The organism is Blastococcus sp. SYSU D00922, assembly GCF_054050495.1.
Genome location: NZ_JBJGZL010000010.1, coordinates 108,716 through 130,139, shown reverse-complemented (window position 1 = coordinate 130,139; position 21,424 = coordinate 108,716). Strand labels below are relative to the sequence as shown.

Below are 21,424 nucleotides of genomic sequence, written 5' to 3'. Positions count from 1 at the left end.
TAGACCGGAGCCGCTCGCGGTCGTCAAGACGGGAGCCGTCGTGTCGCCGGGCCTCCGGAACCGGAACCGCGGCGGCACCGGTCCCGGCCCGGTGGCAGGATCGGCGCATGCCTCCGCCGACCCCCGCGACCGAGCCGGAGCACCCCCGGGTCGCCGAGGTCGCACGCCTGCTGCGTGCGGCGGGAGCCGCCGGGACCGTGCGCCACCTCCCCGACAGCGCGCGGACAGCCGCCGCGGCCGCCGCCCAGCTCGGCGTGCCGGTGGGTGCGATCGCCAACAGCCTGGTGTTCGACGTCGGCGGCAACCCGCTGCTGGTGATGACCAGCGGCGCCCACCGCGTGGACCAGGAGCTGGTCGCCGGCCTTCTGGGCGTCCCCCGGGTCGACCGCGCGGACGCGGACTTCGTCCGCCGGCACACCGGTCAGGCGATCGGCGGCGTGGCCCCGATCGGCCACCCGGAGCCGATCGGCACCCTCGTCGACGTCGAGCTGGCCCGCTACGACCAGGTCTGGGCCGCCGCCGGGCACCCGCACACCGTCTTCCCGACCACCTACGACGAGCTGCTCCGGCTCACCGGCGGGACGGCGGCCGAGGTCGGTCCCGGGCCGTCCGAGGTCCCGACGACGACCGAGGCGGCCGTGCGATGACCGACACCCGGCCCACCACCCGCGTGATCGAGCTGCCCACGGAGTGGCTGCGCGAGCACATGCACGAGGCGCTGATCATCTACGGCCTCGCCATGGGCTACGACTCCGCCGTCGTCGCCGGCCGGTACGGCTACGCCATCCAGCACACCGAGCGGCCCGGCTTCAAGGCCGTCGGCGCCTTCGCCGAGACGCCGGACGGTGAGCAGCTGGTCGGCTTCGGCTACGGCTACGTCGTCGCCCCCGGCCAGTGGTGGCACGACCAGGTGCGCGCCGCCCTCGACCGGCGGACGGCGAAGAAGTGGCTGCCCGACGCCTTCGAGGTGTGCGAGCTGCACGTGCACCCCGACCACCAGAGCCGCGGCCTGGGCCGGCGGCTGCTGCACGCCCTCGTCGCCGGCATCCCGCAGCCGACCGCGCTGCTCTCCACGCCCGACGCCGACACGAAGGCCTTCCGGCTCTACCACGCCGACGGCTTCGTCGACCTGGCGCGCGGCTACCACTTCCCCGGCGACTCGCGGCCGTTCGCCATCCTCGGCGCGCGCCTCCCGCTGCATCCGCAGGACCGCGCGCCGGCGAACAGCTGAGCGTGAGCACACCTCCCCCGGCCGACGCCGACGTCCGTGTCGACGTGGCCGTCGTCGGCTCGGGCCACAACGGCCTGGTCGCCGCCTGCTACCTGGCCCGCGCGGGCCTCTCGGTCGAGGTCGTCGAGTCCGACACCGTGCTCGGCGGGGCGGTGTCGACGGTCGAGCGCTGGCCGGGCGTCCGGGTCGACCGCGGCTCGAGCGCGCACGTGATCATCCGGCAGAGCGGCATCGTCGAGGAGCTGGACCTGGCCGCCCACGGCCTGCGCTACCTCGACTGCGACCCGTGGGGGTTCGCGCCGGCCCCCTCCCCCGGCGATCCCGGCCCCGACGGCCGCCCGCTGGTCTTCTCCGTCGACCTCGACGCGACGTGCGCCTCGATCGCCGAGGCGTGCGGTCCGGGCGACGCCGCGGCCTACCGGCGGTTCGTCGAGGTGTGGGGGCCGCGCAGCCGCGCCGTCGTCGCGTCCTTCGGCCGGCGGCCGAACCCGGCCGGCCTGATCCGCTCGTTCTGGCCGCTGGGGGCGCCCGCCGGCGGGCGGCCGCGGACGCCGGGCGGCGAGCTGGCGGTCGACTTCCTCGGGTCGGGGGACGCGCTGCTCGACCGCTGGTTCGCCAGCGAGCGGCTCAAGGCGGCGCTGGCGTGGTTCGGCGCCCAGTCCGGGCCGCCCATGTCCGAGCCCGGCACCGCCGCGATGGTCGCCTGGGTCGCGCTGCTGCACGACATCCCGCCGGGGCACCCGGTGGGCGGCTCCGGCGGGCTCACCACGGCGCTGCGCCGGCGGCTGGAGTCCGACGGCGGGCGGGTGGTGCTCGGCGACGGAGCTGCCCGGCTGCTGACCCGCGACGGCCGGGTCACCGGGGTGGAGACGGTCTCGGGACGCCGGATCGCGGCCGACGCCGTCGTCGCCGCCTGCCACGTCGACGTGACCCGGCGCCTGGCCGGGGACGCCGCCCCGCCGGCCCTGGCCGACGCCGCCCCGCCGCTGGGCAACGGCTTCGGGCTGGTGGTGCGGGCACTGACCGACGCACCGCCGATCTACCCCGGGGTCGGCGCCGACGAGGCGCTGTCCGGCCTCCAGCTGCTCTGCACCGACCGCGCCGACCTCGCGGCGGCCCACGGCGACTTCTCCGCCGGCCGGCTCCCGCGGGTCCCCGTCCCCCTCGGGATGTGCTTCTCCGCGAGCGACGACACCCTCGCGCCGGCGGGCCGGCACGTCGTCACGATCTGGGGGCAGTGGTACCCCTACGAGCTCGCCGACGGCGCCGACTGGGACGAGCTCGCCGAGGCCGAGGCGCGGCGCCTGATCGCCGAGGTCGACCGCTTCGCGCCCGGCTTCGCCGCCTCGGTGCGGGAGACCTACGTCCAGACGCCGCTGGCCCTCGAGCGGGAACTGTCACTGCTCCGTGGCAACGTCATGCACGTGGAGATGGGCCTGGCCAGCATGTTCGCCTTCCGGCCCACCCCGGCGCTGTCCGGCTACGCGGTCCCCGGCCTGGCGGGTCTCTACCTGGCCGGCGCCTCCACCCACCCCGGCGGCGGGGTGTCGGGCAACTCCGGGCGGACGGCGGCCCGCGTGCTGCTCGCCGACCGCCGTGGTGTCCGCCGGACCGTCCGCGGCGTGGCGGCACGGCTGCGCCGGACGCCGGCATGACGACGGCGGTCGTCGGACGGAGGTGGTCTCCCGGCGTCGCCGGGGCCGTCCCGCTGCTGCTGGCGGTCGCCCTCGTGCTGACCGCGATCGCCTACCCGCTCACCGCCGGCGCCGCCCGCGACGGGGTCAGCTGGACGATCGTCGTGCTGGGGTCGCTGCTCTCGGTGGTCCACGCGGGCCTCAGCCGCGGCCGGCGGACGGCCGTCGGGCTGCTCGTGCTCGTCGTGGTCGCCGCCGTCGCGTTCGAGTCCGTCGGTCTGGCCACCGGCTTCCCGTACGGCAGGTACGAGTACAGCGACGCGCTCGGCCCCACCCTGCTCGGCGTGCCGTTCCTCGTCCCCCTCGCCTGGCTGATGATGGCCTGGCCGAGCTGGGTGCTGGCGGGGCACCTCGCCGCGCACCCCGTGGCGCGGGTCGTCTGGGCGGCCGCGGTCTTCGCCGCCTGGGACGTCGTCCTCGACCCCCAGATGGTGCAGGCCGGCTACTGGACCTGGGCGGACCCGGAGCCGGGGCTGCCCGGCATCGACACGGTCCCGCTGACCAACCTGGCCGGATGGCTGCTCGCCGGGCTGGTGCTCATGGCGCTGCTGGACCGGCTGGTCGCGCGGACCTCGGTGCCGGGCGCCCCGCGGATCGGCGACGCGGCGCCGCTGCTGGCGCTGGGCTGGATGACCCTCGGCGGCGCCCTCGCGCACGCCGGCTGGCTGGGGCTGCCGGGCTCGGCGGCCTGGGGCGCCGGCCTCGCCGTCCCCGTCCTGGCGGTGCTGGGCGTCCGGGCCGCCCGACGCCGGTGAGCGGACGAGCGGTCCGCGCGCTCGCCGGGCTCTCGGTGGCGGGCGCCCTCCACGCGGCGCTCAACGTCGCCCTGCTCCGCCGCCCGCCGGCCGACCCGCCGCCGGTGCGGCGGCCGGTCACCGTCGTCGTGCCCGCGCGCGACGAGGAGGCGGAGATCGGCGGCTGCCTGGCGGCGCTGCTCGACCAGCGCGGGGTCCCCGACCTCCGGGTCGTCGTCGTAGACGACGGCTCGACCGACGGGACGGCGGACGTGGTGGCGGCCGTGGCCGACCCGCGCGTCCGCCTGGTGCGCGCCGCCCCGCTCCCGCCCGGCTGGCTGGGCAAGCCGCACGCGTGCGCGACGGGGGCCGCCGAGGCGGGCGACGCCGACGTCCTGGTCTTCGTCGACGCCGACGTGCGGCTGTTCCCCGACGCCGTCGCCGGGGCCGTCGCGGTCCTCGACCGGCACGGTCTGGACCTGGCCTCGCCCTGGCCCCGGCCGGTCGCGCACGGCGCCGCCGAGCGGCTGGTGCAGCCCTTGGCACCGTGGCTCTGGGCGACGACGCTCCCCCTCCGGCTGGCCGAGCGCCGCGGGAACCCGTCGCTCGCCGCCGCCAACGGGCAGTTCCTGGTGCTGAGCAGGAGCGGGTACGACCGCGCCGGTGGCCACGCGGCCGTGCGCGGCGAGGTGCTCGAGGACATCGCGCTGCTGCGGGCGGTCAAGCGCGCCGGGGGGCGCGGGGTGCCCGTCGACGGGTCACGGCTGGCGGCCTGCCGCATGTACGACGGGTGGCCGGCGCTGCGCGACGGCTACGCCAAGTCGCTGTGGGCCGCGGTCGGCGGGACACCCGCGGCCGGTGTCGCCGCAGCCGCCGGGCTGACCGCCGTGTGGGTGGTGCCGGCCCTCGCCGCACTGCGCGGATCACGGGCGGGGCTGGTCGGCTGGCTCGCCGGGGCGGCGGGGCGCGCGGTCGTCGCCGCGGCCACCGGCAGCCGGGTCTGGCCCGATCCGCTCGCCCACCCGCTGTCGGTCCTGCTGCTCGACGTCCTGGTGGTGCGGTCGGTGGCCGGGCACCGGCGCGGCACGCTCACCTGGCGGGATCGGCGCCTTCCCGCTGCCGGGGCGCCGCGGGTCCGGTAGCGACGTCCCGGACGATCGCCCGCGCCGCGGCCCGTCCCTCGGGCGCGGGGACCAGCGGGTAGACGTGCACGGCGCCCTCGCAGACGCTCAGCCGCACCGGCGCCCCCTCGGCCTCGGCCCGGTCGCGGAGCAGGAGGGAGTCGGGCAGGCAGATGTCCCGGGTGCCGACGTAGACGTCGATCGGCGCCAGGCCGGCCAGCGGGCCGTTGAGCGGGCTCAGCCGCGGGTCGGTGGGGTCGTCGCCCCCGGCCCACGCCTCGGCCGCGGGATGCAGACCCGCGGCGCTGAGCCACGGGTCGCGGGCCTCGACGGCGGGGACGTCGGGGTTGCTGATCGTGAGGTCCAGCCACGGGGCGATGAGGACCAGCCGGCGCGGCTGCGGCAGCCCCGCCCCCTCGAGCGTCCGCGCCAGGCCGAGGGCCAGGCCGCCCCCTGCCGAGTCCCCGGCGACGGTGACCGCCTCCGCGCCGAACGCGGCGACCAGGTCCCGGTACACGGCGGTGACGAAGGGATAGGCCTCGCGGTAGGTGTGCTGCGGCGCGAGCCCGTAGCTCGGCACCTCGACGCGGACGCCGGCGTCGGCCATGCGCGAGACGAGCGCCCAGTGCTGCGGGGAGATCTCGCCGATGTAGGCCCCGCCGTGCAGGTAGACCGCCGCCCGCTCGGCCGTCCGGCCGCGGGGCGCCACGGTGTGGCACTCGAAGTCGCCGATGCGGCGGCTGCTGACGTCGTGCCGCCGCCGCAGCTTCGCGGGCGGTCCGGACGGGCCCTTGGGCTCCGCGAGCCGGGCGCGCCCCCGCTCGGCGGTCGCCATCCGCCGCTTGTAGGCCAGGCGCACGAACGCCGCGACGGCTTGCATCTGCAGGCTGGTCACGGCCGGCACCCTAGGTGGCCGCCCCCACCCCGCCCGCGCCCGGCCCCGGGCTCCCCGCGACGATGGCCCGGTGAGCGACCGCGTGCAGTTCGACCCCACCGCCATGGAGGGCCGCGCGTTCTACCGCGTGCTCAACTCCGTCGTCGTCCCCCGGCCCATCGCGTGGGTGTGCAGCAGGTCGGCCGAGGGGGTGCTCAACCTGGCGCCGCACTCCTTCTACACGGTGGCGTGCGTCGACCCGCCGGTCGTGCAGTTCACCTCGGTGGGCCGCAAGGACTCGCTGCGCAACATCGAGGCGACCGGGGAGTTCACGGTCAGCCTGACCCCGGAGTGGTTGTTCGAGCAGATCAACGCCACGGGCACCGACTTCCCGCCGGGCGTCAGCGAGGCCGAGCAGGTCGGCGTGCGGCTCGAGGACAGCGACCGGGTGGGCGTGCCGCGGGTCGCCGAGTCGCCGGTGTCGGTGGAGTGCACGCTGCACTCGACGGTGCGCCTGGGTGACAGCACCGTGGTGTTCGGCCGCGTGCGGCTGATCAGCGTCCGCGAGGGCGCGGTGCGCGACGGGCGTCCCCGCATCGAGCACCTGCAGCCGCTGGCCCGGCTCGGCGGCAACGAGTGGTCGACGATCGGCGAGGTGAAGGAGATCCCCCGCATCCCGTACAGCCACTGGGCGGAGGACCCGTCGATCGGCGAGCGGCTGCGCACCGACTGACCCTGGCTAGGGTGGCCGCGTGGCGGCCGACCTGCAGCTCAGAGGTGTCTTCGTCCCGCTGGTGACGCCGTTCGACGAGCGCGGCGAGGTGGACCTCGACGCCCTGGAGCGCCTGGCCCACGACGTGCTCGACGCCGGGGCCGCGGGGCTGGTGGCACTCGCCACGACCGGTGAGCCGTCCTCCCTCGACGACGCCGAGCGCGCCGCCGTCCTGGACGCCTGCAGCCGCGTCTGCACCGACCGCGGAGCCGGGCTGCTCGTGGGCGCCGGCACCAACGACACCCGCACCACGCTCGCCCGGCACGAGGCCCTCGCCGACGTGCCCGGGGTGACCGCGTCGCTGGTCGTCGTCCCGTACTACGTCCGCCCGACGGAGGCGGCGATCGTGGCGCACTTCCAGCACGTGGCCGCCCGCTCGCCGGTCCCGCTGGTCGCCTACAACGTCCCCTACCGCACCGGACGGGGGCTCGGCGCCGCGTCGCTGCTGGAGCTGGCCGGAACCGGGAACGTCGCCGGGGTGAAGCAGGCGGTCGACGGCATCGACGCCGACACGCTCACCGTCCTCGCCGGTGCGCCCGAGGGGTTCGCGCTGCTCGGCGGGGACGACGCCTACCTGTTCCCGCTGACCCTCATGGGCGCGCCCGGGGCGATCGCCGCCTCGGCGAACCTGTGCACCCAGCGCTTCGTGGCGATGGTCGAGCACGGCCTGGCCGGGGAGGTCGCGCCCGGGCGGGCGCACGCGGAGGCGCTGCTGCCCCTGGTGCGGGCGCTGTTCGCCGAGCCCAGCCCGGCGGTGATCAAGGCGCTGCTGCACGCCGACGGCCGGATCCCGACCGCCGACGTCCGGATGCCGCTGTCGAACGCCTCGACGGCCGCCGTCGAGCAGGCGCTGGCGGCCCGGCCGCGCTGACGCCGGTCAGGGCAGGTGCGGCGCGACCTCGTCCGCGGCGTCCGCGCCGAAGGCGTCGGCGAACCGCTCGAGGAAGCTCTCCTTGGGCAGGTCGTACTCCTGGGTGCCGATGACCTCGACGGCGGCGGTGGCCACGGCCGAGCCGAGCTGGGTGGCCCGCTCCAGGTCCAGCCCCCACATGCGACCGGCGATGAACCCGGCGCGGAGGGCGTCGCCGCCGCCGGTGGGCTCGACCGGCTTGGTCTCCGGGACGGCGATGACCGAGATCGGCTCGGCGTCGGCCTGCCGCACCAGGACGCCGTCGGCGGCCCGCGTGGTGATCCACGTGCCCACCCGGGCCAGCACCTCGCCCTCGTCCCAGCCGGTCTTCTGCTGGAGCAGGTGGGACTCGTACTCGTTGGTGAACAGGAGGTCCGCGCCGTCGACCAGGTCGCGGATCATCTCGCCGTCGGCCCAGGCCAACTGCTGGCTCGGGTCGGCGGCGAAGCGGTAGCCCCGCTGCCGGCACTCGTCGGTGTGCCGCACCATGGCCCTCGGGTCGTTCGGGCCCACCACCACGAGGTCGAACTCCCCGACGCGGTCGGCGACGGGGCCGAGCTCGATGCTGCCCGCCTCCGACATGGCGCCCGAGTAGAACGAGGCGATCTGGTTGTTCGCCGCGTCGGTGGTGCAGACGAACCGGGCCGTGTGCTTGAGCTCCGACCAGTGGACGCTGCCGGTGTCCACGCCGTGCCGGGTCAGCCACGAGTCGTACTCGGCGAAGTCGCTGCCGACGGCGCCGACGAGGATCGGCGCCAGCCCGAGCAGTCCCAGCCCGTAGGCCATGTTGGCGCCGGCTCCGCCGCGGTGCTGGACGAGGTCGTCGACCAGGAAGGAGAGCGAGACGTTCTCCATCTGGCCCTCGACGAACTGCTCGGCGAACCGCCCGGGGAACGTCATCAGGTGGTCGGTGGCGATGGAGCCGGTGACGGCGACGGGCACGGGGCGGTCCTCCGGGAGCGGATCGGCGGAACGGCCGCACGATGTCGGGTGCCCGGACGACGGCCGGGGCACCGCACAGCTTAGGAGCCGCGGTGCGCAGCGGCTCGACGGCGTCAGCCGGCCAGCATCCGGCGCAGCGAGAGCCCGAGCTGGACGACGGCGACCGCGCCGAGCGCCGTGCCGACGGCCGCGCCGGCGGTGACGACCTCCCCGACGAGGTCGAGACCGGCCACGACGCCGGCGCCCCCGAGGGTCATGCCGGTCATCGCCACCCGGGTGGGCCGCTCCCAGACCGACAGGAGGCCCGTCTCCTCGACCCCCGCCTGCCCGGCCCGGGCCCGCAGGTAGTCGGGGAGCCAGCAGAGCGCGCCGAAGGCGACCGCCAGCCAGCCGGGCGCCCCGGCGACCCAGAGGGCGAGTGCGTAGGCGACCTCGGTCAGCCGGTCGACGACGGAGTCGAGGACGAAGCCGCGCCGCGACGCCCGGCCGGTGCCGATGGCCAGCGCCCCGTCGAGCGAGTCGAGCAGCCCGGACAGCCCGACCAGCAGCCCGGCCGCGATCAGCCAGGTCCCCCCGGCGCCGGCGACGGGGACGGCGGCGGCCGCCACGAGCAGCCCCAGCGCGGTCGCCGCCAGCGGGGGCAGCCCGGCGAGCGGTCGCGCCAGGCTCCAGGCGATGCTCAGCCAGCCGCGGACCAGCGGGCTGTCGGTGGGGGTGTTCCCGTGCCAGCGCGACCAGGCGGCGAGGTACTCGTCCCGGCTCAGCACTGCCCCTCCCCCGCGGTCACCCGCGCAGTCGACCAGACGCGTCATCCTCGCGCCACGACAAGGGCGCAGATCGCGAGCACGAGCGCGACCGGCGTCATGACCAGGCGCTCGGGCCGGCTGCGGGAGATCCCGTTCACCAGCACCCCGAGCGCGAAGTACCCGGTGATCACCCAGGCCCAGGCCCCCGCCTCCCCGGGCCGGTCCACCTCCCGCCAGAGCAGCCACGCGACGGCCGCGTAGAGGAGGACGGAGACCGCGCTGCCCACCCGGAGCCCCCGCGGCAGCACCTCGTGCTGCCCACCCCACGCGAACCTCCCCAGCGGCCGGCCGGTGACCAGCAGGAGCTGGAGGACGGCCAGCGCGGCGAGCAGGACGGAGGCAACCACGGCCGCGACCAAGATCACGAGCGCACGCTAGCGGGTGACCGTGAGCCTCCTCGCGTTGGCCGCGGACGGGAGCGGGGCATGGGAGGGGCATGGCACAGATCAGCGACGCCGTGGTCGTCGACGTCCTCCGGCGCATCGACTCCCTCACCGCGCCCGTCCTCCGCCGGGCCGGTCGGCCGCCGGCCCTCCCGCAGGCCGAGCGCGACCAGTGGTGGGCCGACCGCGTCTCCCGGGTCGTCGCCGGCCTCTCGGCGGCCCCCCGGTTCGCCGGCAAGCTCGCCGATCTCCTCCCGCTCCAGAACACCGTGGGGGCGGCGGTCCAGTGCGCCGTCGTCCTCGGGGTGGCGTCGGAGCACGGCGTGGAGGACAAGGCCGCGCGGATCTCCCTGCTCAGCCGCGTCCTGCTGCGCCGCGAGCTGAGCCCCGAGCAGGTGGAGCCGCTGCTCGAGCGGGCGCGGGGCACCTACGCCGAGGAGGCGCTCGGTGCCCGCGAGACCCGCGGCGGCCTGCGGGGCAACCTCCGGACCCTGTGGCGGGCCGCCGGCCTGCTCGGCCGCATCGACGACCTCCTCGACGCACGCCCCAAGGGGAAGCTGCGGCACCGCGCGCTGTCCAACCTGCCGGTCGTCGGCGTGTTCGGCGGGTACGCCGCCGAGCGCGAGGGCCTGCGCCGGGCCGCGGCCGAGGCGGCCGCCGTCCTCGACGGGCGCCCGGTCAGCCGGTAGCCGTCAGGAGGTGGCCGTCTGGGGCACCAGGTTGGCGTACACCTCACGGGTCGCCGTGGAGCGGTTCATGGTGATGAAGTGGATGCCGGGCACGCCCTCGGCCAGCAGCGTGCGGCACAGCTCGGTGGCCACCTCGACGCCGTAGGCCCGGACGGCGGCCTTGTCCTCGGGCCGCTCCCCGTCCAGCTCGGCGAACCGGTCGGCCAGCTCCTGCGGGAACGCCTGACCCGACAGCTCCACGATCCGGGTGATCTGCCGGGCGTTGGTCACCGGCATGACCCCGGCGATGATCGGGACGTCGCAGCCGGTCGCGGCCACCCGGTCGCGCAGCCGCAGGTAGTCCTCCGCGCGGAAGAACATCTGCGTGATGGCGAAGTCCGCGCCCGCCCGGCACTTGTCCACGAACATCTGGACGTCGGTCTCGAAGTCCGGCGACCGCGGGTGGGTCTCGGGGAAGGCCGCGACGCCGACGCAGAAGTCACCCATCGACTTGATCAGCTCGACCAGCTCGGCGGCGAACTGCAGCCCCTCCGGGTGGGGCACCCACTCCGCCTGCGGGTCGGCGCCCGGCGGGTCGCCGCGCAGCGCGAGCAGGTTGCGGACGCCCGCGTCGGCCAGCCGGCTGACCACGTGCCGCAGCTCGGCGACGCTGTGGTCCACGGCGGTCAGGTGGGCCAGCGGCGTCATCGTCGTCTCGTGGGCGATCCGCTCGGTCACCGCGAGCGTGCCCTCGCGGGTCGACCCGCCGGCTCCGTAGGTGACCGAGACGAACGACGGCTGCAGCCGCTCCAGCTGGCGCAGCGTCGTCCACAGCTGCGCCTCGCCCTCGGGCGTCTTGGTCGGGAAGAACTCGAACGACCACGTCGGCTGGTCGGTGGCGAGCAGTTCCCGCACGGTCGGGGTCACGGACACCCAGGGTACGGGCGGACCAGGACGCCGAGAGCACGACATTTCTCACGTCCGGGCGCATCCGGGACGGCGTCGGCGGCGGAAGGAACGGGGACGGCACCCGCGCGAGACAGATGGAGAGACGATGACCCGGAGCACCGGACCCGCCCTGCTCCCGCGATCGCGCACCACCGGGTTGGGCGATACTGGGCTGGTGACCGCAGGGACCGAGGCTCGCGACCCTGCGACCGCTCCACCGCTGGCCGCGGCCGGGCTCGACCGGCTCCGGTCGGCGGTGAGCGACGCTCTCTCCGAGTTCCTCGACCGCCAGCGCGACACGCTGGCCGCGATGGACCCCAGCCTCATCCCGGTGGTCGACGAGGTGTGCGCGCTGGCCGAGGGCGGCAAGCGGCTGCGCCCGGCGTTCGCGTACTGGGGCTGGCGCGGCGCCCGCAAGCCCTCCGCCGGGGAGGACGAGGACGCGGTGCTCCGTGCCGTGGCGGCCCTGGAGTTCGTGCACGCCAGCGCGCTGGTGCACGACGACGTCATGGACGGCGCGCACACGCGGCGGGGGCGGCCGGCCACCCACGTGGGCTTCGCCGCCCGCCACTCCGCCCACCGGCTCGACGGCGACCGGGAGCTCTTCGGCACCGGCGCGGCGATCCTCGTCGGTGACCTGGCCCTGGTGTGGTCCGACGAGCTGCTGCGGCGCTCCGGCATCTCCGCCCCGGCCCTCGGGCGGGCCCGGGCGGTCTGGGACACGATGCGGACCGAGGTGACCGCGGGCCAGTACCTCGACCTGCTGCGCGCCGCGGGCGGCCTCCCCGGACCGGACGGCGCCCTGACGGTGGCGCGCTACAAGAGCGCCGGCTACACCGTGCAGCGGCCGCTCCAGCTGGGTGCGGCCATCGCCGGGGCGGGCCCCGAGGTCGCCGACGCCTACACGGCGATCGGCCTGCCTCTCGGCGAGGCGTTCCAGCTGCGCGACGACGTCCTCGGGGTGTTCGGCGACCCGGCCGTGACCGGCAAGTCCGCGGACGACGACCTGCGCGAGGGCAAGCAGACGCTGCTCATCGCGCTCGCCGAGGAGGCCGCCGACGCGGCCGGCCGGAAGCTGCTCGACGAGCTTCTCGGCAACGGCGACGCCGGCGCCGAGGAGTTCGACGCGCTGCGGGCGCTGCTCGAGTCGACCGGCGCCCGGGCCCGGGTCGAGGAACGCATCACCGAGCGGACCGCCCTGGCCCGGGCCGCGATCGCGGCGGCCCCGCTCGCCCACGACGCCCGGGCCGCTCTCGACGCGCTCGCCGTCGCGGCGACGTCGCGCACCGCCTGATGCCGCGCACGGTTCCCGGGCGCACCGACCGGGTCGTCGTCGTCGGCGCCGGTCTCGCCGGGCTGGCCACCGCGCTGCGGCTGCGGGGCGCCGGCCGCGAGGTCACCGTCGTCGAGCGGGCCGCGGGCCCCGGCGGACGTGCGGGCCGGGTGGAGCGGGACGGCTACGCGCTCGACACCGGACCCTCGGTGTTCACCGCCCCGGAGATCCTCGCCGACACCCTCGGCGCGGTCGGCGACAAGCTCGAGGACCGGCTCACCCTCGTCCCGCTGGAGACGACGTACCGGGCGCAGTACGCCGACGGGACGCACCTCGACGTGCACGCCGACCCCGAGGCCTTCGCCGCCGAGGTCGCCGCCCTCTGCGGCCCCGCGGAGGCCACGGCGTTGCGGCGCTACCTCGCCGACCTCGCCGAGCTGTACCGCCTCCAGCTGAGCACCTTCATCGACCGCAACCTCGACTCGCCGCTCGACCTGCTCGGCCCCGAGCTCGTGGCGCTGGCCCGCCGGGGCGGGTTCGGCCGGCTGTCCCGGCACGTCGAGCGCTACTTCGCCGACGACCGGCTGCGCCGCCTGTTCAGCTTCCAGGCCCTCTACGCGGGGGTGTCGCCGTTCCGCGCCATCGCGGCCTACGCCGTCATCGCCCAGCTCGACATCGGCGCCGGCGTCTGGCACCCGATGGGCGGGATCGCCGCCGTCCCGGACGCCCTCGCCGCCTCGGCCGCCGACGCCGGGGTCGCGATCCGGTACGGCGCGACCGTCGACGAGCTCGAGACCTCCGGACGGCGGGTCACGGCGGTGCGGCTCGCCGACGGCGACCGGCTGCCCGCGGACACCGTCGTCGTGACGACCGACCAGCCGTGGCGGCTGGTGCCCGGCCTGCGGGGACCGCGCCGGCCGGTGTACTCGCCGTCCTGCGTGGCGCTGCACGTCGGCGTCCGCGCCGAGCTGCCCGGGCAGGCGCACCACACGATCAGCTTCGGGCACTCGTGGCGCGGGGTGTTCGACGAGCTCACCCGGGACGGGCGGCCCATGAGCGACCCCAGCCTCCTCGTGAGCATGCCCTCGCGCACCGACCGCGGGCTGGCGCCCGAGGGCGGCCAGGTGCTCAGCATCGTGGCGCCCACGCCGAACCTCGACCGGCGCAGCGGCGGCAACCCCGACCTGGACTGGACGACGCTCGGCCCCCGCTACCGCGACGAAGTCCTGGCGACGCTCGAGGCCCGTGGCTGGACCGGCCTCACCGGCGGGATCGAGGTGGAGGAGATGGCCACGCCGCTCGACTGGGCCGCGCAGGGCATGGCCGCCGGCACGCCGTTCGCGCTGGCCCACACGTTCGGGCAGACCGGGCCGTTCCGGCCGTCCACGCTGCCACGCCGCGGGCCGGAGAACGTCGTCCTGGCAGGCTCGTCGGTGCAGCCCGGCGTGGGGGTGCCCATGGTCCTGATCAGCGGGCGGCTGGCCGCGGAGAGGATCACCGGATGACCGCCGTCGCCGCACGCCAGGAGCAGCTCGCCGCCGCCTACCGGCACTGCGCGGCGATCGCCGCCCGCCACGGCAAGAGCTACCACCTGGCCACCCGGCTGCTCACCCCCGACCGGCGGCCGGCGGTGCACGCGCTCTACGCCGCCGCACGCACGGCCGACGACCTCGTCGACCTGCCCGGCGCCGACCCGGCCGGCGACCTGGCCGCGTGGTCGCGGGCGGTGCTCGAGGAGCTGGAGACGGGCTGGTCCGAGGACCCGGTCCGCCTGGCGCTGGTCGACACCTACCGCCGCTACGACATCCCGGTCGAGCACCTGGTCGACTTCCTCGCCGCGATGACCAGCGACCTCGACGTCGACTCCTACGCCGACCTGGCGGCGCTGGACCGGTACATGTGGGGGTCGGCCTCGGTCATCGGCCTGCAGGTGCTGCCGGTCCTCGGGACCGCGCCCGGCGTGGCGCGGGAGGAGGCGGCACCCCACGCGATCGCGCTGGGCGAGGCGTTCCAGCTGACCAACTTCCTCCGCGACGTGGCGGAGGACGTCGACCGCGGCCGGGTCTACCTGCCCGAGGACGCGATGGCCGCCCACGGGGTGACCCGTGAGCAGCTGGCCGAGAAGCGGCACGACGCACGGTTCGAGGCGCTGATGCGCGAGATGGTCGCCGTCGTCCGCCGCCGGTACGACGATGCGGCACCGGGCACGCCGCTGCTCGCGCCGGAGTCGCGGGACTGCGTCCGCGCCGCGACCGACCTGTACGGCGGGATCCTCACCGAGATCGAGCGGGCGGGCTACCGCGTGCTCGACGGCCGGGTGTCGGTGTCCAAGCCCCGCCGCCTGGCGGTGTTCGCGCGCCGGTTGACCGCCGCCCAGGTGGCCAGGGTGAGGGTGACCATGGCGAAGCCGAAGAGCAGGTCCTCGACCGGCGCGTAGGCGATCCGCGGGCCCCAGATGGTGCGCTCGTCGTAGGTGACGACGTCCAGCCCGGTGAGGACGCCGTTCATCAGCAGCTGGAACGTCACGATGATCGCGTAGGCGGTCCAGAAGACCTTCCGGATGACCATGCGCGTCCGGTAGACGGCGAGGTCGACGACGAGGACGCAGACGACGGCGAGCACGGCCAGCGCGGAGTAGCTCATGCCTCCTCCTCCACCGGGTAGCCGGCGTCCCAGCCGGTCACCCGCCGCACCGCCTCGAGCGCCAGCACCGAGCAGAGCGGGACGACGAGGAAGAAGAGCACCTCCTCGACCGGGATGCCGCCGGGGAGGCGCACGCCCAGGGTGAGCTCGTCGCTGTAGCTCCAGTGGCCCTGCGCGATCGCGTAGAGCACCCAGGCGACGAAGACGGCGAACTCGGGCAGCACCGCCAGCAGCAGGCGGCGCCAGCGCGCGTAGACCCGCACCCGGAGGACGAGCTCGAGCGGGGCGGTCACCACCAGGCACCCGGCGAGCAGCGCCAGGTACGTCAGGGAGCCCACGGGACCAGCTTCGGCCCGGGACCCCCGGCCGGATGCACCGCGCTCAGAACGCCAGGGCCTGCGCCCGGCGCGTCACCTCGGTGTGCCGGTCGTCGCGCAGCGCCTGGACCGGCGTGCCCGGCAGCGACTCGTCCTCGCGGAACAGCCAGTCGAACGCCTCCTGGTCGCTGAACCCGCCGTCCTTGAGGACGGTCAGCAGGCCGGGGAGGTGCTTGAGGATCGCGCCGTCCTGGACGAAGTCGGCCGGGATCTTCCCGTTGCCGCTGCCCGGGACCGCCATCAGCTTCCGGTCGCGCAGCAGCTGCCGGACCCGGTTGGGCGACGTGCCCAGGAGCTGGGCGACCTCGGCGGGGGTGAGCGTGTCCATAGGGTGCGAGCCTATGGCGACCGTCGGACCAGCAGACAGCCCGGTGCCCGGTCAGCGGCGGCGTGCCGTCGGCGAGGAGACGCCGGAGGACCGGGAGCCGCCGTTCCTCGACCTCGGGGCGCTCGAGGCCGGCGCGCGCGACCGGCTGCCGGCCGACGTCTTCGACTACTACGCCGGCGGCGCCGGCACCGAGACGACGCTGGCCGAGGCGCCCGGCGCGTGGCGGTCCTGGCGGCTGCGGCCCCGGGTCCTCCGCGGGGTGACCGCCGTCGACCTGGCCACCGAGCTGCTGGGCACCCCGGTCGGGAGCCCGGTGGGTGTCGCCCCGTGGGCGTACCAGGGCATGGCGCACCCGGACGGCGAGCTCGCCACCGCCCGGGGGGCCGCGGCCGCCGGCTCGCTGATGACCGTCTCGACCAGCGCGACGCACACCCTCGAGGAGGTCGCAGCGGCGAGCAACGGGTCGCCGGCGTGGTTCCAGCTCTACCGCCTGCACTCCACCGCGCACACCGAGGACCTCGCCCGTCGCGCCGGCGCGGCCGGCTACCGCGCCCTGGTGCTCACCGTCGACCTGCCGCTGCTGGGCCGCCGGCACCGCGACCTGCGCAACGACTTCGCCCTGCCGGCGGACCTGCGGATGGCCAACCACCCCGCGGCCGACGACCGACCGACGCTCGACGACCTGGCCACGGCCACCTGGACGTTCGACGACATCGGGCGGTTCGGCGAGCTGTCGGGCCTGCCGGTCGTGGTGAAGGGGGTGCTGCGGGGCGACGACGCCCGCACCTGCGTGCGGGCCGGGGCCTCGGCGGTGTGGGTGTCCACCCACGGCGGGCGGCAGGTGGACCCCGCCGTCGCGAGCGCGCACGCCCTCCCCGAGGTGGCCGACGCCGTGGGCGACGAGGTGGAGGTCTACGCCGACGGCGGCATCCGCTCCGGGTCCGACGCGCTGACGGCACTGGCGCTGGGTGCCCGCGCCGTCTTCGTCGGCCGGCCCACGATCTGGGGGTTGGCGACCGGCGGGGCGGACGGCGTGGCGGCCGTGCTCACCGGCCTCGCCGGGGAACTCGCCCACACGATGGCGCTGTGCGGCCTGGACGACGTCCGGTCGGTGCCCCGCGACACGGTCAGGCCGGCGCGATAACCTCTGCACGGGCCGTGACTGGCGCGTCGAGGTGGGCCACCACCGGGGAGCGGTCTGCAGCATCCCGCCGTGCGCCTGGGCACCTTCCCGACGTCTCGCGCAGGAGCCCCACATGACCTCCTTCGATGCCAGTGCGGCCTCGGCCGCCTACCGCAACGCCCTGCAGGTGATCGGCTCCGTCGAGCCCCGCGTCGCCGACGCGATCGGGCAGGAGCTGGCCGACCAGCGGGCCTCGCTCAAGCTGATCGCCAGCGAGAACTACGCCAGCCCCGCCGTCCTGCTGACCATGGGCAACTGGTTCAGCGACAAGTACGCCGAGGGCACCGTCGGGCACCGCTTCTACGCCGGCTGCCAGAACGTCGACACGGTCGAGGCGCTGGCCGCCGAGCACGCGCGCGAGCTGTTCGGGGCGCCCCACGCCTACGTCCAGCCGCACTCCGGCATCGACGCCAACCTGGTGGCCTTCTGGGCGGTGCTGGCCTCGCGCATCGAGTCGCCGGCGCTGGAGAAGGCCGGCGTGAAGCACGTGAACGAGCTCTCGGAGTCCGAGTGGTCCGAGCTGCGCCGCGCGCTGGGCGACCAGCGCATGCTGGGCATGTCCCTCGACGCGGGCGGTCACCTCACCCACGGCTTCCGCCCGAACATCAGCGGCAAGATGTTCGAGCAGTCCTCCTACGGCACCGACCCGGCCACCGGCCTGCTCGACTACGACGCCGTCCGGGAGAAGGCCCGCGAGTTCCGGCCGCTGATCCTCATGGCCGGCTACTCCGCCTTCCCGCGCCGCGTGAACTTCGCGACGATGCGGGAGATCGCCGACGAGGTGGGCGCCACGCTCGTCGTCGACATGGCCCACTTCGCCGGCCTGGTCGCCGGCAAGGTGTTCACCGGCGACTTCGACCCGGTGCCGCACGCCCACGTCGTCACCAGCACCAGCCACAAGTCGCTGCGCGGCCCGCGCGGTGGCTTCGTCCTCGCGCAGCCGGAGTACGCCGACGCCGTCGACCGGGGCTGCCCGATGGTGCTGGGCGGACCGCTCCCCCACGTGATGGCCGCCAAGGCCGTGGCGTTCGCCGAGGCCCGTCAGCCGGCCTTCGCGCAGTACGCGCAGGACATCGTCGACAACGCCGTCGCGCTGGCCGACGGGCTGAAGCGCCGGGGCGTGAAGCTGGTCACCGACGGCACCGACAACCACCTGGTGCTGCTCGACGTCAGCTCCTTCGGGCTCACCGGCCGCCAGGCGGAGTCCGCGCTGCTGGACGCCGGCATCGTCACCAACCGCAACGCCGTCCCGGCCGACCCGAACGGCGCCTGGTACACGTCGGGCGTGCGCATCGGCACACCGGCGCTGACCACGCGGGGCTTCGGCGCGGCGGAGTTCGACCAGGTGGCGGAGCTCATCGCGGGCGTCCTGGGCGCGACGACGCCGACCACGACCTCGGCGGGCGAGCCGTCCCGGGCCAAGTACGTGCTGGCCGACGGGCTGGCCGAGCGCACCCGCGCCGCGGCGGCCGAGCTGCTGGACGCCCACCCGCTGTACCCGGGACTGGACCTGGGCTGAGCGGCCCGCCGCATTTCATCCGCACCACCGGCCCCGGCGGCCCCCCGTACCGCGTGGTTGGGCGACCGTCGCCGATGACGCTCCTACACTCGCTCGGGTGGACACCGCCGTGACCGACCCCGTGGTGGGCCTGGTCCTCGAGGGGCGATACCGCCTCGAGGAGCGGCTCGCGCGCGGCGGCATGTCGACCGTCTACGCCGCCACGGATCTCCGGCTGCACAAGACCGTCGCCGTCAAGGTGATGGCCGAGCACCTGGCGCACGACCCGACGTTCGTCGACCGGTTCACCCGCGAGGCCCGGGCCGCCGCGATGCTCAGCCACCCCAACGTCGTCGGGGTGAGCGACCAGGGCAGCGACCAGGGGCTGGTGTTCCTGGTGATGGAGCTCGTCCGCGGCCGCACGCTGCGCGACCTGCTCACCGCCCGCGGCCGGCTGACCGTGGCCGAGGCGTTCGCCGTGCTCGAGCCGGTGCTGGCCGGGCTCACCGCCGCCCACCGCGCCGGCATCGTGCACCGCGACATCAAGCCGGAGAACGTCCTCATCGGCGTCGACGGCGTCGTGAAGGTCGCCGACTTCGGGCTGGCGCGTGCCGTCGTCGGCACCGGGACCGCCCAGGCCAGCCAGACCGGGGGCGTGCTCATCGGCACCGTCGCCTACCTGTCGCCCGAGCAGCTCGAGCGCGGCAAGGCCGACGCGCGCAGCGACATCTACGCGGCCGGCATCGTCCTGTACGAGATGCTGACCGGCCACCCGCCGTACGGCGGGGACACGCCGCTGGCCGTCGCCTACCAGCACGTGCACCACGACGTCCCGGCGCCGTCGGACGAGGTCCCGGGCCTGCCCTGGGCGGTCGACGAGCTGGTCGCCCGCACCACCCGCCGCGACCCGTCCGGCCGACCGCTGGACGCCGGTGCGTTCCTCGCCGAGCTCGGCCACGTGCGCAAGGACCTCGGCATCGAGCCGGTCCCGGTGCCCACCGGCCGCAGCACCGCCGGTCCGCAGACCCTTCGTCCGACCAACCGCCCCACGCGCCCGCGGCACCCCAGCGACCCGGGCACCGCCGTGCTGAACGGCCAGCGCACCGACCGGGCCGGCCGGACCAGCATGATGCCGGCGATGGGCGGCGGCCCGACGATGAACGTCAACGGCCGCCGGCCCGCGGGGCTCGAGCGCCCCCGGCCCGGCGTGCCGCAGCACATCCGCCGTCGCCGGGCCCGGCTCGCCGTGGCCGTCGTGCTGCTGCTGGCCGTCACCATCGGCGCCATCGGCTGGTGGCTGGGCAGCGGCCGGTGGACGCAGATCCCCCAGCTCGTGGGCCAGGACCAGGCGGCCGCGATCGACCTGCTGCAGGAGGCCGGCCTCACCCCGGACTGCTGCGAGGAGGTGTGGAGCGAGGAGTTCCCCGCCGGGACCGTCATGTCGACCGACCCGGAGCCCGGCGAGGCGATCCGCGGCACCGACGTCCGGCTCGTGGTGTCCCAGGGCCCCGAGCGCTTCACCGTGCCCACCGACCTGGTCGGCCGGCCCTACGACGACGTCGTGGCCCAGCTCCAGGAGAGCGTCCCGGTCCAGCTCACCCGCGGCGAGGAGTACGACGACAGCGTCGCCGAGGGCCTCGTGATCGGGTTCGTGCCCCCCGCCGGAACGCAGCTGAAGCGGGACGAGGTGGTCCAGGTGGTCGTCAGCCTCGGCCACTCCCCCGTCGCCGTCCCCGACGTCACCGGGCAGAGCCCCGAGCAGGCGCAGGCCAACCTCGAGGCGCTCGGCTTCTCCGTCGCCCGCGGCGAGGACGGCCGCAGCGCCGACGTCGACGCCGGCGAGGTCATGGCGGTCAGCCCCGGCCCGGCCGACGGTCCCGCGCCCTACGGCAGCCAGGTCACCATCGTCGTCTCCGCCGGCGTGCCGCTGGTGACCGTGCCCGACGTGACGGGCATGAAGGAGGACGAGGCGACCGCGGCGCTGCAGGCCGTCGGCCTGACCGTGGACGCGACGAAGTTCTTCGGCAACAAGGTGCGCCAGCAGACGCCCGCCCCGGGCGAGAGCGTCGAGCAGGGCACCTCCGTCAAGATCCTGGTGGCCTTCTAGCGGTGCGACCCGTTCCTCCCGCGCCCGCGATCGGGGCGCACATCCAGATCAAGGGTGGCCTCGCCAAGGGCGGGCTGGCGTACACCGACGCCGTGGGCGCCTCCGCCGTCCAGGTGTTCGTCGGCAACCCGCGGGGGTGGAAGCTCACCGACGGGGACCCGAAGCAGGACGCGCTGTTCGTCGAGGGCTGCGCCGAGCGCGGGGTGCCGTCGTTCGTCCACACGCCGTTCCTGGTCAACGTCGGCTCGCCCACGGAGGCGACCGTGGAGCAGTCGATCGCCTCCATCCGGCACAACCTGGCCCGCGCCGCCCAGCTCGGGTGCGCCGGCGTCGTCGTCCACGCCGGGTCGGCGGTCGGCGAGGACCGGTACGAGGACGCGTTGCGCCAGCTGCACGAGCGGCTGCTGCCGGTGCTGGACGCCGCGCCGGCCGACGGCCCGCGGCTGCTGATCGAGCCGACCGCCGGGGGCGGCAAGGCGCTGGCCGCGACCGTCGAGGAGCTCGGCCCCTACTTCGCCGCGCTCGAGGACCACCCGCTGCTCGGCGTCTGCTTCGACACCTGCCACGTGTGGGCGGCCGGCCACGACCTCGCGACGCCGGGCGGGATGACGGCGACCCTCGACGCGCTGACGGCGACGGTCGGGCCCGGGCGGCTCGGCCTGGTGCACGCCAACGACTCGCTGGACGAGTGCGGCTCCAAGCGGGACCGGCACACCACGATCGGCGAGGGCTCGATCGGGGTGGCGCCGTTCGCGGAGCTGCTGGCGCACCCCTCGGTGGCCGGCGTCCCGCTGGTGGTCGAGACGCCGAGCGAGCTGGACGGCTCCCCGTGCCTGGGGCACAAGCGCGACATCGACCTGCTGCGCTCGCTGGTCGTCCCCGCCGTGGAGTCCCGCGCCGCCTGACCGAGCCCGCCGAGATCACGTGATCTC

The 21,424-nt window shown here is 75.7% G+C and carries 22 protein-coding genes, 1 pseudogene and 1 riboswitch; of the genes and pseudogenes, 15 read left to right on the top strand and 8 right to left on the bottom strand.

Going from position 1 to position 21,424, the window contains the following annotated elements; translation table 11 throughout:
* The first annotated feature begins 107 nt into the window (after window positions 1-107).
* The 5 genes from ACI78T_RS15325 to ACI78T_RS15305 are packed head-to-tail and all read left to right on the top strand — an operon-like array spanning window position 108 to window position 4,801.
* Window positions 108-647 (top strand): YbaK/EbsC family protein, encoded by a 540-nt coding sequence (locus tag ACI78T_RS15325; RefSeq protein ID WP_456558973.1) that lies wholly within the window; start codon window positions 108-110, stop codon window positions 645-647.
* Entirely contained in the window at window positions 644-1,231 is a 588-nt protein-coding gene (locus ACI78T_RS15320) for a GNAT family N-acetyltransferase (protein ID WP_456558972.1), read from the top strand. Before ACI78T_RS15325 ends, ACI78T_RS15320 begins: the two co-directional genes overlap by 4 nt.
* 2 nt (window positions 1,232-1,233) lie before the next feature.
* Window positions 1,234-2,886 carry a phytoene desaturase family protein gene (locus ACI78T_RS15315; protein WP_456558971.1) on the top strand — a complete coding sequence of 551 codons (1,653 nt, stop codon included), beginning with the start codon at window positions 1,234-1,236 and terminating at the stop codon, window positions 2,884-2,886.
* Window positions 2,883-3,680 carry a carotenoid biosynthesis protein gene (locus ACI78T_RS15310; protein ID WP_456558970.1) on the top strand — a complete coding sequence of 266 codons (798 nt, stop codon included), beginning with the start codon at window positions 2,883-2,885 and terminating at the stop codon, window positions 3,678-3,680. The genes ACI78T_RS15315 and ACI78T_RS15310 overlap by 4 nt, the downstream gene beginning before the upstream one ends.
* Window positions 3,677-4,801 (top strand): glycosyltransferase family 2 protein, encoded by a 1,125-nt coding sequence (locus tag ACI78T_RS15305; RefSeq protein ID WP_456558969.1) that lies wholly within the window; start codon window positions 3,677-3,679, stop codon window positions 4,799-4,801. The genes ACI78T_RS15310 and ACI78T_RS15305 overlap by 4 nt, the downstream gene beginning before the upstream one ends.
* Here the strand turns inward: ACI78T_RS15305 and ACI78T_RS15300 are convergent.
* Entirely contained in the window at window positions 4,749-5,675 is a 927-nt protein-coding gene (locus ACI78T_RS15300; protein ID WP_456558968.1) for an alpha/beta hydrolase fold domain-containing protein, read from the bottom strand. The two genes, ACI78T_RS15305 and ACI78T_RS15300, sit on opposite strands and share 53 nt — an antisense overlap.
* Window positions 5,676-5,745: 70 nt before the next feature.
* Between ACI78T_RS15300 and ACI78T_RS15295 the strand changes: the two genes are divergently transcribed.
* On the top strand, window positions 5,746-6,387 hold the full coding sequence (locus ACI78T_RS15295; protein ID WP_456558967.1) for a flavin reductase family protein: 642 nt from the start codon (window positions 5,746-5,748) through the stop codon (window positions 6,385-6,387).
* A gap of 19 nt (window positions 6,388-6,406) precedes the next feature.
* Window positions 6,407-7,297, top strand: a complete 891-nt coding sequence (locus tag ACI78T_RS15290; protein WP_456558966.1) for a dihydrodipicolinate synthase family protein — start codon at window positions 6,407-6,409, stop codon at window positions 7,295-7,297.
* A 6-nt stretch (window positions 7,298-7,303) separates the two neighbouring features.
* On the opposite strand, the gene ACI78T_RS15285 is transcribed toward ACI78T_RS15290, so the two are convergent.
* From ACI78T_RS15285 to ACI78T_RS15275, 3 genes are all read right to left on the bottom strand, one after another.
* The gene (locus ACI78T_RS15285) at window positions 7,304-8,278 is read right to left on the bottom strand and encodes a carbohydrate kinase family protein (protein WP_456558965.1); all 975 of its coding nucleotides are present in this window, start codon (window positions 8,276-8,278) and stop codon (window positions 7,304-7,306) included.
* 113 nt (window positions 8,279-8,391) lie between these two features.
* Window positions 8,392-9,045 carry a CDP-alcohol phosphatidyltransferase family protein gene (locus ACI78T_RS15280; protein WP_456558964.1) on the bottom strand — a complete coding sequence of 218 codons (654 nt, stop codon included), beginning with the start codon at window positions 9,043-9,045 and terminating at the stop codon, window positions 8,392-8,394.
* A 41-nt stretch (window positions 9,046-9,086) separates the two neighbouring features.
* Window positions 9,087-9,449, bottom strand: a complete 363-nt coding sequence (locus ACI78T_RS15275; protein ID WP_456558963.1) for a hypothetical protein — start codon at window positions 9,447-9,449, stop codon at window positions 9,087-9,089.
* Window positions 9,450-9,520: 71 nt separating this feature from the next.
* Here ACI78T_RS15275 and ACI78T_RS15270 point away from each other — a divergent pair, with 71 nt between their 5' ends.
* Window positions 9,521-10,156 (top strand): hypothetical protein, encoded by a 636-nt coding sequence (locus tag ACI78T_RS15270; protein ID WP_456558962.1) that lies wholly within the window; start codon window positions 9,521-9,523, stop codon window positions 10,154-10,156.
* Window positions 10,157-10,159: 3 nt separating this feature from the next.
* Here the strand turns inward: ACI78T_RS15270 and metF are convergent, their stop codons facing one another.
* Window positions 10,160-11,062, bottom strand: a complete 903-nt coding sequence (metF, locus tag ACI78T_RS15265; RefSeq protein ID WP_456558961.1) for a methylenetetrahydrofolate reductase [NAD(P)H] — start codon at window positions 11,060-11,062, stop codon at window positions 10,160-10,162.
* A 196-nt stretch (window positions 11,063-11,258) separates the two neighbouring features.
* Here metF and ACI78T_RS15260 point away from each other — a divergent pair, with 196 nt between their 5' ends.
* The 3 genes from ACI78T_RS15260 to ACI78T_RS15250 are packed head-to-tail and all read left to right on the top strand — an operon-like array spanning window position 11,259 to window position 14,793.
* Window positions 11,259-12,377, top strand: a complete 1,119-nt coding sequence (locus ACI78T_RS15260) for a polyprenyl synthetase family protein (protein ID WP_456558960.1) — start codon at window positions 11,259-11,261, stop codon at window positions 12,375-12,377.
* Window positions 12,377-13,861 (top strand): phytoene desaturase family protein, encoded by a 1,485-nt coding sequence (gene crtI / locus ACI78T_RS15255; RefSeq protein WP_456558959.1) that lies wholly within the window; start codon window positions 12,377-12,379, stop codon window positions 13,859-13,861. Before ACI78T_RS15260 ends, crtI begins: the two co-directional genes overlap by 1 nt.
* On the top strand, window positions 13,858-14,793 hold the full coding sequence (locus ACI78T_RS15250) for a phytoene/squalene synthase family protein (protein WP_456558958.1): 936 nt from the start codon (window positions 13,858-13,860) through the stop codon (window positions 14,791-14,793). The genes crtI and ACI78T_RS15250 overlap by 4 nt, the downstream gene beginning before the upstream one ends.
* Here ACI78T_RS15250 and ACI78T_RS15245 read toward each other — a convergent pair.
* The 3 genes and pseudogenes from ACI78T_RS15245 to ACI78T_RS15235 form a co-directional block, all read right to left on the bottom strand.
* Window positions 14,790-14,999: pseudogene (locus ACI78T_RS15245) on the bottom strand (lycopene cyclase domain-containing protein); the annotation flags it as partial. The gene ACI78T_RS15250 and the pseudogene ACI78T_RS15245 sit on opposite strands and share 4 nt — an antisense overlap.
* On the bottom strand, window positions 14,996-15,337 hold the full coding sequence (locus tag ACI78T_RS15240; protein ID WP_456558957.1) for a lycopene cyclase domain-containing protein: 342 nt from the start codon (window positions 15,335-15,337) through the stop codon (window positions 14,996-14,998). The gene ACI78T_RS15240 and the pseudogene ACI78T_RS15245, both read right to left, overlap by 4 nt.
* A gap of 43 nt (window positions 15,338-15,380) precedes the next feature.
* Complete coding sequence (locus ACI78T_RS15235) at window positions 15,381-15,704, bottom strand: Rv2175c family DNA-binding protein (RefSeq protein WP_456558956.1); 324 nt, start codon at window positions 15,702-15,704, stop codon at window positions 15,381-15,383.
* A 13-nt stretch (window positions 15,705-15,717) separates the two neighbouring features.
* Between ACI78T_RS15235 and ACI78T_RS15230 the strand changes: the two genes are divergently transcribed.
* The 4 genes from ACI78T_RS15230 to ACI78T_RS15215 all read left to right on the top strand — a co-directional run bounded on the left by ACI78T_RS15230 (window position 15,718) and on the right by ACI78T_RS15215 (window position 21,397).
* Window positions 15,718-16,848 (top strand): alpha-hydroxy acid oxidase, encoded by a 1,131-nt coding sequence (locus ACI78T_RS15230; protein ID WP_456558955.1) that lies wholly within the window; start codon window positions 15,718-15,720, stop codon window positions 16,846-16,848.
* A 4-nt stretch (window positions 16,849-16,852) separates the two neighbouring features.
* A riboswitch (ZMP/ZTP riboswitch) is annotated at window positions 16,853-16,936 on the top strand.
* A gap of 24 nt (window positions 16,937-16,960) precedes the next feature.
* Window positions 16,961-18,406: a glycine hydroxymethyltransferase gene (locus ACI78T_RS15225; protein WP_456558954.1), complete on the top strand. Its 1,446-nt coding sequence runs from the start codon at window positions 16,961-16,963 to the stop codon at window positions 18,404-18,406.
* A 97-nt stretch (window positions 18,407-18,503) separates the two neighbouring features.
* A complete protein-coding gene (pknB, locus tag ACI78T_RS15220; RefSeq protein ID WP_456558953.1) occupies window positions 18,504-20,492 on the top strand; it encodes a Stk1 family PASTA domain-containing Ser/Thr kinase in 1,989 nt (662 codons plus the stop codon).
* 2 nt (window positions 20,493-20,494) lie between these two features.
* Window positions 20,495-21,397: a deoxyribonuclease IV gene (locus ACI78T_RS15215; protein WP_456558952.1), complete on the top strand. Its 903-nt coding sequence runs from the start codon at window positions 20,495-20,497 to the stop codon at window positions 21,395-21,397.
* Window positions 21,398-21,424: the final 27 nt, after the last annotated feature.